The organism is Brevibacterium sp. 239c (assembly GCF_900169365.1).
Taxonomy (GTDB): Bacteria; Actinomycetota; Actinomycetes; order Actinomycetales; family Brevibacteriaceae; genus Brevibacterium.
Map to the genome: position 1 here is coordinate 70043 of NZ_FXZH01000021.1, position 10649 is coordinate 80691.

9 protein-coding genes are annotated in these 10649 nt (G+C 60.8%); 3 read left to right on the plus strand and 6 right to left on the minus strand.

The window, feature by feature from the left end; all coding sequences use genetic code 11:
* Positions 1–9: 9 nt before the first annotated feature.
* Positions 10–2229 (minus strand): carbon starvation CstA family protein, encoded by a 2220-nt coding sequence (locus BSP239C_RS16955; RefSeq protein WP_101574525.1) that lies wholly within the window; start codon positions 2227–2229, stop codon positions 10–12.
* A gap of 338 nt (positions 2230–2567) precedes the next feature.
* On the opposite strand from BSP239C_RS16955, the gene trpS reads away from it, so the two are divergent.
* A complete protein-coding gene (gene trpS / locus BSP239C_RS16960; RefSeq protein ID WP_101574526.1) occupies positions 2568–3566 on the plus strand; it encodes a tryptophan--tRNA ligase in 999 nt (332 codons plus the stop codon).
* Between the two features lie 52 nt (positions 3567–3618).
* Entirely contained in the window at positions 3619–4668 is a 1050-nt protein-coding gene (locus BSP239C_RS16965; protein WP_101574527.1) for an App1 family protein, read from the plus strand.
* Between the two features lie 12 nt (positions 4669–4680).
* On the opposite strand, the gene BSP239C_RS16970 is transcribed toward BSP239C_RS16965, so the two are convergent.
* From BSP239C_RS16970 to BSP239C_RS16990, 5 genes are all read right to left on the minus strand, one after another.
* Positions 4681–5670 carry a nitronate monooxygenase family protein gene (locus BSP239C_RS16970; RefSeq protein ID WP_101574528.1) on the minus strand — a complete coding sequence of 330 codons (990 nt, stop codon included), beginning with the start codon at positions 5668–5670 and terminating at the stop codon, positions 4681–4683.
* 153 nt (positions 5671–5823) lie between these two features.
* Positions 5824–6600 (minus strand): enoyl-CoA hydratase, encoded by a 777-nt coding sequence (locus tag BSP239C_RS16975; protein ID WP_101574529.1) that lies wholly within the window; start codon positions 6598–6600, stop codon positions 5824–5826.
* Positions 6597–7655, minus strand: a complete 1059-nt coding sequence (locus BSP239C_RS16980; protein ID WP_101574530.1) for an enoyl-CoA hydratase/isomerase family protein — start codon at positions 7653–7655, stop codon at positions 6597–6599. The genes BSP239C_RS16975 and BSP239C_RS16980 overlap by 4 nt, the downstream gene beginning before the upstream one ends.
* A 1-nt stretch (position 7656) precedes the next feature.
* Positions 7657–8823, minus strand: a complete 1167-nt coding sequence (locus BSP239C_RS16985; RefSeq protein WP_101574531.1) for an acyl-CoA dehydrogenase family protein — start codon at positions 8821–8823, stop codon at positions 7657–7659.
* Between the two features lie 162 nt (positions 8824–8985).
* On the minus strand, positions 8986–9501 hold the full coding sequence (locus BSP239C_RS16990) for a MarR family winged helix-turn-helix transcriptional regulator (protein ID WP_101574539.1): 516 nt from the start codon (positions 9499–9501) through the stop codon (positions 8986–8988).
* 52 nt (positions 9502–9553) lie between these two features.
* Between BSP239C_RS16990 and BSP239C_RS16995 the strand changes: the two genes are divergently transcribed.
* Complete coding sequence (locus tag BSP239C_RS16995; protein WP_374701043.1) at positions 9554–10228, plus strand: SOS response-associated peptidase; 675 nt, start codon at positions 9554–9556, stop codon at positions 10226–10228.
* Positions 10229–10649 lie beyond the last annotated feature (421 nt).

Here is a 10649-nt window from a genome sequence, read left to right on the forward strand (position 1 = left end):
AGAACACGATCACGGTCGTTTGAGCGGGGACTGCTCGTCCCACTGTGCCTGGACCTCGCGTTCGGCCTTACGTGCGATGAGACCTGCCGGAGCAAACATCTTCGTCTCAGTGTAGGGCTCTTCAGAAGTGGGCAGCGACCCCTTCTTGATGGCTTCGATGGACTTCCATACGGCCATGACGACAACCATCGCAACAAGCAGCGCGAAGACGATCGAGAGCGTGCCCTGCACAAAGGTGTTGCGGACGACGGCACCCATCGCCGCCGCCCCCTCGGTGTTGCCCAAGGAGGTTTCCCCGGACGCCAAGGCATCCTTATAGGCGAAGTGCTGTGCCCAGTAGCCGAGGGCGGGATCCGAGGAGAAGATCTTCTGCCAGGACGCGACCATGGTGACCACGAGGTCGATCACAAGCGGTATGCCCGGGATCCATGCCCAGCGGGCCAGACCCATCTTGCACACGATGGCGAATACCACCGCCAGGGCAATGGCCGCCAACAATTGGTTGGAGATGCCGAAAAGCGGGAACAGTGTGTTGATGCCGCCGAGAGGGTCGGTGACCCCCATCAGCAGGATCGACCCCCAAGCCGCGACCATGATGAACGTCGTCAGCCACGCACCCGGAGTCCATGACGGATCACGGAACTTCTTCGAGAAGTTGCCGAGGGCGTCGCTGAGCATGAAGCGGGCCACGCGGGTGCCGGCATCGATCGTGGTGAGGATGAACAGAGCTTCGAACATGACTGCGAAGTGGTACCAGAATGACATCCATGCTGGTCCGCCGAAGATATTGTGGAGAATGTGCGCCATACCCATTGCCAAGGTGGGGGCACCGCCGGTGCGGGAGACGATGCTCTCTTCGCCGACGTCCTTGGCCGCCTGCTCGAGGATCTCGGGACTTGTCGTGACGCCGGACATGCCCAACGAGTTGCTGATGAAGTCCGATGCTCCTTGGGCAGTTCCACCTGTAAGCGGTTCGGCGGCGTTCATCGCGAAGTACAGTCCCTTGTCGAGGCAGATCGCGGCCACCAGAGCCATGATTGCGACGAAGGATTCCATGAGCATTCCGCCGTAGCCGATGAGGCGGGCCTGGGATTCCTTTTCGATCAGCTTAGGTGTGGTGCCCGAGGAGATCAGCGCGTGGAATCCCGATAGAGCCCCGCAGGCGATGGTGATGAAGAGGAATGGGAACAGAGCTCCGGCGAAGGCAGGGCCCTCGGAGTTGAAGGCGAACTCGGTCACGGCCGGCATCTGCACGCTCGGGTTGACGATGATGATGCCGACGGCCAGCAGGATGATGGTGCCGAGCTTCATGAATGTTGACAGGTAATCGCGCGGTGCCAGCAGCACCCACACCGGCAGGACGGCGGCGAGGAAACCGTAGATCATCAGGCACCAGGCCAACGTCACCTTGTCGAGATGGAAGATCTCGGACCAGACGGGCGAATTGTGGACCCAACCGCCAGCCACGATGGCCAGGAGCAGGAGGATGATGCCGATGACCGAGACCTCGACGACCTTGCCTGGGCGCAGGTAGCGCATGTAGACGCCCATGAACACGGCGATCGGAATCGTCATCGCGATGGAGAAGACGCCCCAGGGGCTTTCGGCCAGCGCGTTGATGATGACGACGCCGAGGACGGCGATGAGGATGACCATGATGAGGATGATGCCCAGCGAGGCGATGATTCCGCCCGTACGTCCCAGCTCATCGCGAGTCATCTGTCCCAGCGAGCGGCCGTTACGGCGCATCGAGAAGAACAACACCAGGTAGTCCTGAACGCCGCCGGCGACGATGACGCCGAGGACGATCCACAGAGTGCCGGGCAGGTAGCCCATCTGGGCAGCGAGAATCGGTCCGACCAGAGGGCCGGCACCGGAGATGGCGGCGAAGTGGTGGCCGAAGAGAACGCGGCGGTCGGTGGGCGCGAAGTCACGTCCATTGTCGTTGAGCTCTGCGGGTGTGGCCCGTTTCGGGTTGGGGCGGCAGATCTTCCATTCGATGAACTTCGCGTAGAAGCGGAATGCGATGAGGTAGCTGCCTACTGCAGCGGCGACGAACCAGCTGGCCGACATCTCTTCTCCGCGCACGAACGCAATCATCGCCCACCCGGCGGCCGCGACCAGCGCGATGAGCACCCAGATGACGATCTTCACCGGGGTCCATCGTGGCTTCTCGACCACAGCCACCGGCGGCAGCCCCTCTTCGGTTCTGACATATTCGACCGACAAGATTTCCTCCTCGTTGAGCTCGATGACGGCGCACCGAATCTTCGTTGCCCATGATCACCGGGCTCGGGCCCACCGCTGACGGTAGACCGAACCATGTGAGATACCTCGATGAATCATGTGATCTGCATCGTCACTATACCGTTTGCCGATGGTGTGGAGGTGGCGGAGGTCACCAAAACAGCCGAGCTTGTTCCGAACGTCGTTTCAGCTGGTGTTCCCTGATTCCGACGGTTCAGCAGCGCCAGTGTCGTTCACTCGTCTGCGCAAGTCTTGTCCGAGTCCCCGGCACGCACGGAGTGGTCTGCGAAGACGCGGCGATGAAGTGGCATCATAGTTCTATGATGACTTCTTCTCTGCCACGCACAGTTTCCGGCATCCAGGCCACCTCGGACTCCCTGCACCTGGGTAACTACATCGGAGCTCTGCAGCAGTTCGTGGCGCATCAGGAGTCACATGATGCCTTCTACTTCATCGCGAACATGCACGCCATCACCGTCGAACAGGACCCGACTGACCTGCGCGCGCGGACCCTGCGCACAGCGGCGCAGTTCATTGCGGCAGGCATCGATCCGGAGAAGTCGACGATCTTCGTGCAGTCTCAGGTCCCCGCCCACCCTCAGTTGTCGTGGGTCCTCGAATGCACCACGTCGATGGGCGAGGCCAGCCGGATGACGCAGTTCAAGGACAAGTCGTCCAAGCAGGAGCATGTATCCCTGGGCCTGCTCACCTACCCGGCGCTGATGGCTGCCGACATCCTCCTCTACAACCCGCAGATGGTGCCCGTGGGCGAGGACCAGCGCCAGCATCTCGAGCTGACCAGGAACCTGGCCGAACGCTTCAACTACCGGTTCGGTGAGACTTTCGTCGTCCCCGAGGCACAGATCCTGAAGGCCACCGCGAAGATCTATGACCTGCAGAACCCCGCAGCGAAGATGTCGAAGTCTCTGCCCAGCCCGCTGGGCCGCATCGACATCCTCGACGACGCGAAGTCGCTGACGAAGAAGATCAAGTCCGCGGTCACCGACGATGGCAAGGAAATCGCTTTCGATCCGGAGGCCAAGCCCGGAGTCTCGAACCTGCTCACGATCTACTCCTCGCTGACATCGAGGTCAGTCGATGACATCGTCGCAGACTACGAAGGCAAGATGTATGGTCACCTCAAGGTCGACCTGGCCGAGATCGCCGTCGAAGCCCTGACCCCAGTGCGTGAACGCACCAATGAACTCCTGCAGGACCGGGCACAGCTCCAGTCCATCCTCGATGCGGGTGCGGCTAAGGCCAATGAGATCGCCGAGGTGACCCTGCGAGACGTCTACGACAAGGTCGGTTTCGTCTGAGCTGGCCTCACCCCGATCCGACCTGCCGTGCGATGAGTGTGAAGGAAGAACCGTGGCGAAGAAGAAACCCGAAGAGGGACCGCTGAATCTGACTCCGGACATGCTGCACACCGCGGCACGGATGGAAGACCGCTTCAACGGCTGGCTGCAGAATCGGGCCACCGACCACACTTATCAGCGCACGGTCATCGCCTATGACACATACGGGGGAACCGGCTGGGTGAGGGTGCTCGGCCGTTTGGTCCTGACTCCAACCGGTCAGCCTGCGGCGGATCTGCAGGCGAGCATCCGGGGGTGGAAGTCCTTCGTCAGTGTGCCTCTGCCCAATGACGCGGCTTGGGTGCGCGTCAATGACGAGGAGCACATGGTCACCGCCGACCGGGGCGGCATCATCGACACGGTCATTCCCGGTGACTTTCAGCCCGGTGAGACCGAGATCGAACTGTGGACCGATGGGTCGCTCGTAGATTCGGCTGCGGTGACGATCATCGGCGAGGACTCGACGTTCGGCATCATCTCCGACATCGACGACACCGTCATGGTCACCTCACTGCCGCGGCCGTTCCTGGCCGCGTGGAACACCTTCGTTCTCAGCGAGCATGCCAGGTCGCCGGTGGCGGGAATGGCTGTTCTCTACGACCGGATCACCTATATGCGCCCGAATTCTCCGATGGTCTATCTGTCCACGGGAGCCTGGAATTCGGCACTGACGATCAAACGGTTCCTCTCCCGCAACCTGTACCCGATGGGGCCCCTGCTTCTCACCGACTGGGGGCCGACGACGACTCGGGCCTTCCGTTCGGGCAAGGAGCACAAACGCAATTCCCTTGAGCGTCTCTCGCGTGAGTTCCCGTGGATGAAATGGCTGCTCATCGGCGATGACGGGCAGAAGGACGAAGAGGTCTACGGAGAGTTCGTGGACAATCACCCCGACAATGTCGCCGCCGTCGCCATCCGTCAGCTCACCGTCGGTGAAGCGGTCTGGGCCGGCGGTCGTTCGAAGCGCCACGGTCGCGGGCAGGGTGTGCCGTGGATCTATGCCCCGGACGGTGCAGGGCTGTCCTCGCGCCTGACCGAACGGGGCATCATCTCCACGATCTGAGTGCTCTTTGACTCAGCCGACGCGTTCGGAAGTGCGTACTCGAGAGTCGAGTTCCATCTTCGCAGCCTCGAACTGTGTGGCCAGGTCGTCGACCAGTTCGCCAGTGGTGCTCTTGGAGCTGAGCACGCCGATTCCCTGACCCGATCCCCAGATGTCCTTCCAGGCCTTCGAGTCCGAGCCGTCGCTTGTTCCGAAGTCCATCTTCGTCGGATCGGCCTCGGGGAGGTTGTCGGGATCGAGGCCGGAAGCGGTGATGGAACCGCGCAGGTAGTTGCCTTTGACTCCGGTGAAGTAGCTGGAGTAGACAACATCCTCGGCGGCGGAGTCGACGATCATCTGCCTGTAGTCTTCGGTGACGTTGGCTTCGGCCGTCGACAGGAATGCGGAGCCGACGTAGGCGCAGTCAGCACCGGCTGCCAGTGCAGCGAGGATCGACCTGCCATGCGCAATCGCTCCCGAGAGCAGCAGCGGTCCGTCGAACCAGGACCGGATCTCCTGGACCAGAGCAAATGGTGAGAGCGCTCCGGCGTGGCCACCGGCGCCGGCAGCGACGGCGATGACGCCGTCGGCGCCCTTCTCCACTGCCTTGTGTGCGAATTTGTTGTTGATGACGTCGTGGAGGACGATGCCGCCGTAGGAGTGGACGGCTTCATTGACCTCTTCACGTGCACCCAGAGAGGTGATCACGATGGGCACCTGGCGGCGAACCACCTCGGCGAGGTCCTCTTCCAACCGGTTATTCGAGCGGTGGACGATGAGGTTCACGGCGTACGGCGCGGCCGGCTGAGCCGGATTCGCGGCTGTGAACGCGGCGTTGGACTCGGAGATCTCGTCGAGCCAGTCGGTGAGCATGGATGCCGGGCGGGCGTTGAGTGTGGGGAAGGACCCGATGATGCCGGACTGGCACTGGGCTTTGACCAGCTCAGGACCGGATGCGATGAACATGGGGGAGCCGAGCACCGGAAGCCGCAGCTGGGAGAGAAGATTGTCGAAAGAATTCATTGTGACTCCTTTGGGTGGATGAACATTCCTACTCTAACTGAACGATTGTTAAAAGTGGTCGATCAGGCAGAGACAAAGATGGCGCAGACGAGTCGATTCGTCTGCGCCATCGAACCTGCCTGTGTCAGCAGATCCGTGTCATTGCGGGGTGGATCAGGAATCCGTGAAGTTCGCGTCCCGCTTCTCCACGAATGCGGCCATTCCCTCGGACTGGTCGTTCGTGGCCAGAGTGGAATGGAAGAGGCGCCGTTCGTAACGTAGTCCCTGTTCGAGTGTCGTTTCGAATGCGGTGTTGACCGCTTCCTTCACCATCGCCGAGGCGATGCGGGACTTGGATGCGATCGTCTGCGCTATCTCGTTGGCCGTGGCAATCAGTTCATCGGGCTCGACGATGCGTGCCACGAGGCCCGAGCGCTCGGCTTCTTCGGCATTCATCATGCGTCCGGTCAGGCACATGTCCATTGACTTGGCCTTGCCGATGGCGCGGGTCAGTCGCTGGGACCCGCCCATGCCCGGCAGGACGCCGAGGTTGATCTCGGGCTGGCCGAACTTGGCCTTCGTCGAGGCGACGAGGATGTCGCCCATCATGGCCAGCTCACAGCCGCCGCCGAGGGCGAAGCCGTTGACAGCGGTGATGACTGGCTTGCGCACGTTCGTGAGGCGGGTCCAACCGGCGAACCAGTCGGCTTTGAAGGCGGTGGCGAAGTCGAGGTTGGACATCTCCTTGATGTCGGCACCCGCGGCGAAGGCCTTGCCGCTGCCGGTGATGATGATCGCTTTGACCTCATCGTCGGCGTCGAATGCGGTGGCTGCGTCTGTGATGTCGGTGAGCACCTGCATGTTCAGCGCATTGAGCGCCTTCGGGCGGTCGATCGTAATGGTGGCGACGCCCTGGTCGACGGCTGTGAGGATGGTTTCGTAATCGCTCATGAGAACACCTTCTCTTCGTGGACGGTGGTGAGAATGTCGTTGACCGTTTCGTCGCTGACTTCGTCGAGCGAAGCCGGCGACCACTGGGGGTTGCGGTCCTTGTCGATGACCTGCGCGCGAATGCCCTCCTTGAGATCCGGGCGACGGGTCAGTGCGACGGCTGCGCGGTAGTCCTGTTCGAGGACCTCGGCCAAGGACATGTTCTTAGCCTTGCGTACGGCGGCCAGGGTCACCTTCACCGAGGTGGGGGCCTTGGAGCCGATCAGTTTCCCGGCAGCGTTGGCATCGGGGTTCGCATGCGCGGCAAGCGCTGCGACGATGTCTTCTGCTCTGTCTGCGGTATAGCATTCGTCGATCCAGCTTGCGGCCTCGGCGAGTTCGTTCTCCGGAGCATCGGCGGCGTAGCGCCCGATCACGGTCTCAACGTCACCACCTGCTTCGAGGTCGGCGATGAGTGCCGGCACATCTGCGTCGGTGACGTAGTAGTCGGCCAGGCCCATGGCCAGCGCGGCTCCTGCTCCGACCGGCAGACCCGTCAGTGCCAGGTGGGTTCCGAGCTGGCCCGGGGCATTGGCCAGCAGGTGGGTGCCGCCGACGTCCGGGAACAGTCCGATTCCGGTTTCTGGCATCCCGATCTTCGTGGAGTCGGTGACGATGCGGTGTGTACCGTGGCCCGAGATTCCGACTCCGCCGCCCATTGTGATGCCATTCATGATCACGACGTAGGGCTTCGGGAACTGCGAGATCTCATAGTTCATCTTGTATTCGCGATTCCAGAATCGGGCGTTCTCATCGGTTCCGGCCACAATGTCGTTGTAGACGGCCTTGATGTCGCCTCCGGCGCACAGTCCGCGTTCGCCGCGTCCGGTGACCAGGACAGCCTTGATCGTCTCATCGTCGCGCCAGCTCTTGAGAGCGTCATCGATGGCGCCCACCATGTCCTGGCCCAGTGCATTGATCAGTTTCGGTTTGTTGAGTTCAATCCGTCCCACCCCGTTGTGACTCGAGGTGATGACGGAGGGTTCGCCCGGCGTTGCCGCAGCTTCAGTCGTCATATCAGCCCACTCCTGTGCTCTTGCGCGAAATGATTACGCGCATGATTTCGTTGGTGCCTTCCAGAATCTGGTGGACGCGCAGGTCACGCACCAGCTTCTCAATTCCATACTCTGTCAGATAGCCGTAGCCGCCGTGCAACTGGAGTGCCCTGTTGGCGACATCGAAGCCCGAATCCGTGGCTGTCAGTTTGGCCATCGCAGAGAGCAGCGAGGTGTTCGGATCGCCCGCATCGTAGGCGTTGGCGGCCCGCCACAGGAGGGAGCGAGCGGCCTCGAGTTTGGTCTGCATCTCCGCGACTTCGAATCGCAAGGCTTGGAATGCGGAGAGCTCGGTTCCGAAGGCCTGTCGTTCGCCCATGTAGTCGATGGCCTTCTCCAGCGCGGACTGCCCACCGCCGAGTGAGCATGCTCCGATGTTGAGCCGTCCACCGTCAAGACCGGACATGGCGATCTTGAAGCCCTGACCTGGTTCACCGAGAAGGTTCTCCTTCGGTACACGCACGTTTTCCATGATGACCTGGCGAGTCGGCTGAGCGCGCCAGCCCATCTTCTGTTCGTTGGGGCCGAAGGAGAGGCCTTCCATGCCCTTTTCGAGGATGAAAGCGGAGATTCCGCGCGAACCGTCCTGACCGGTGCGTGCCATGACCAGGTATGTTTCGGAGGTGCCGGCACCGGAGATGAACTGTTTGACGCCATTGAGTACATAGGAGTCACCGTCTTCCCTTGCCGAGGTGCGCAGAGCAGCAGCATCGGAACCGGCGTTGGGCTCAGTCAGGCAGTAGCTGCCGAGGTGTTCCATGGCGACCAGGGGAGCGAGGTACTTCGACTTCTGCGAGTCATCTCCGTATTTGTCTATCATCCACGCCACCATGTTATGGATGGAGATGTATGCAGCGACCGAGGGGCAGGCTGTCGACATCGCTTCGAAGATGAGGGCAGCATCCATGCGACCCATTCCTGTACCGCCGGCTTCTTCGCTGACGTAGATTCCGCCCATGCCCAGGTCGGCGGACTTCTTGATGACGTCGACGGGGAAGTGGTGCTCGGCGTCCCACTCCAGCGCATGCGGAGCGATCTCGGAGTCGGCGAATTCGCGCACCATACCGGAGATTGTCTGTTGTTCTTCGGTGAGGCCGAACGGCAGGGCAGCTGCTGTGCTGCGGGACATGATTCCTCCACGGTTAGGGCTATTCACGATTGAGGCTTGTCGCATACGTGATGACGTTCACTACGATACGGAGAAATTACTTGGACGTCCAACTAATTAAAGTCAGTCTGTTCCATCATGTGCAGTTAACAGGGGAGGGTGGAGAACCGCTCAGCGGCAGAGTCAGGCGTGGTCTTCGAGCTCGGACCGCAGTGATTCAAGGTGGGGGAGGAGTTTGCCCAGATCGGCCCCCGACAGCGCGGGTGAGCTGAATACCTCGTCGTTGAGCGCGGAAGTCGCGCGTGCAGAAAGCTCGCGACCGACTTCGGTGAGCTCTACGAGCGTGGTGCGACGGTCATCGGGGTGACTGCGCCTCTTCACGAGGCCGGCCTTCTCGAGTCGATCAACCGAGTTTGTCGTCGACGTGGCGTGGACTTGGAGGCGGGCCGAAATCTTCGACATCGGCAAAGTCCCCGACTTGGTGAAGGAGAGGAGAGTGAGGACTTCATACCGGGAGAATGTCAGCGCAAATGGTTTCAGGGCGGCATCGACCTTGGCCAGAAACAGCTGATGGACTCTCATCACCGAGATCACGGTCGTCATGCCATCGGTGGAATCGTGCCAACCGTGGGCGAGCCACTGCTTCCTGGACTCCTCGATCGGGTCGAGTCTGCTCGCTGATGTCTTTTCCGCCGCCATTGTCGACAGTGTAGTGAAGTGAGAAGATAAGCGCATGTGTGGTCGACTCAATATGTCTCTCGATCCGGCAGATCTTGCCGATGAGCTCCGCCTCGACGTCATTTCCTATGACTACACGCCCAGGTACAACGTACCTCCGGGGTCTTTCGTGCCGATCGTTGTGGAGCGACTGGATGATGAAGGACAGTTGACGCGTCGACTGGAGACTGCTTCGTGGGGATTGGTCCCTGGGTGGGCGAAGGACACGAAGATCGGGTTCAAGGCATTCAATGCACGCTCGGAGACAGTTCTTGAGAAGCCGATGTTTCGGCAGTCCATTCAGAGGCGTCGCTGTGCACTTCCGATTCCCGGGTATTACGAGTGGGAGACCACTGAGGATGGCAAGCAGCCATGGATGATGTCGGCTGCCGGTAAGGACCCGCTGTTCATGGCTGGCCTGTTCGAATTTTGGAAGCAGCCAGACCAGTCCTGGTTGGTGTCGACGACGATACTGACGATGGAAGCCGCCGGACACCTGAGCGATGTCCATCATCGGATGCCGGTCTTCCTTGATCGTGGAGCAGTTGACGGATGGATCGACCCCGCGGTCCCGAGCGCCGACGTTCCCCCACTGTTGGAAACGGCTCTCGCGCAGGTCGACCCCGCGAGCGTGACCCGCCATAAAGTGGGCAAGAGCGTGGGAAACGTTCGCAATGACGGGCCAGAACTCACCGCCCCCGTGGGGTGAGTGACTTCTGCGCATCCGCCGAAAACGCCGTGCGATCAGCGCCCGGGAGCGGGGCCAACGGGCCGACACCAGTTCGTTTTGCGCACCGCGCTGGATGTGTGTAGTGTGTACCGAGTTGCCAGCCCGCAAGGAACGGCAACGGTTACTCTGATCAGGTTTGATCCCAGCAAAATGAAGATGAACTTCAAGTTGCGAAGGCCCAAACAACACTGTAGAGTTAACATCCGCTGGTACGGCGGGCCGCAAGGCAGAACGTGCAAAATTGAAACTGACACCCCTGGTGTACACGCCCTTTTTTTGGGGGTTGTGGTGACGGGTGAGTGTTTGTGGTTTGAGAATCCAATAGCGTGTTTGTTTGAACAAATAGTGATGCCAGAAATATTAGTTTTCTGGTAAGACAATCACATGTTCACGCACTGAT

What these genes read in the sequence shown, in the direction of transcription:
- trpS (WP_101574526.1), top strand. Translation starts at nt 2,568, where the DNA reads ATGATGACTTCTTCTCTGCCACGCACAGTTTCCGGCATCCAGGCCACC.
- BSP239C_RS16970 (WP_101574528.1), bottom strand. Translation starts at nt 5,670, where the DNA reads ATGAATTCTTTCGACAATCTTCTCTCCCAGCTGCGGCTTCCGGTGCTC.
- BSP239C_RS16975 (WP_101574529.1), bottom strand. Translation starts at nt 6,600, where the DNA reads ATGAGCGATTACGAAACCATCCTCACAGCCGTCGACCAGGGCGTCGCC.
- BSP239C_RS16980 (WP_101574530.1), bottom strand. Translation starts at nt 7,655, where the DNA reads ATGACGACTGAAGCTGCGGCAACGCCGGGCGAACCCTCCGTCATCACC.
- BSP239C_RS16985 (WP_101574531.1), bottom strand. Translation starts at nt 8,823, where the DNA reads ATGTCCCGCAGCACAGCAGCTGCCCTGCCGTTCGGCCTCACCGAAGAA.
- BSP239C_RS16990 (WP_101574539.1), bottom strand. Translation starts at nt 9,501, where the DNA reads ATGGCGGCGGAAAAGACATCAGCGAGCAGACTCGACCCGATCGAGGAG.
- BSP239C_RS16995 (WP_374701043.1), top strand. Translation starts at nt 9,554, where the DNA reads ATGTCTCTCGATCCGGCAGATCTTGCCGATGAGCTCCGCCTCGACGTC.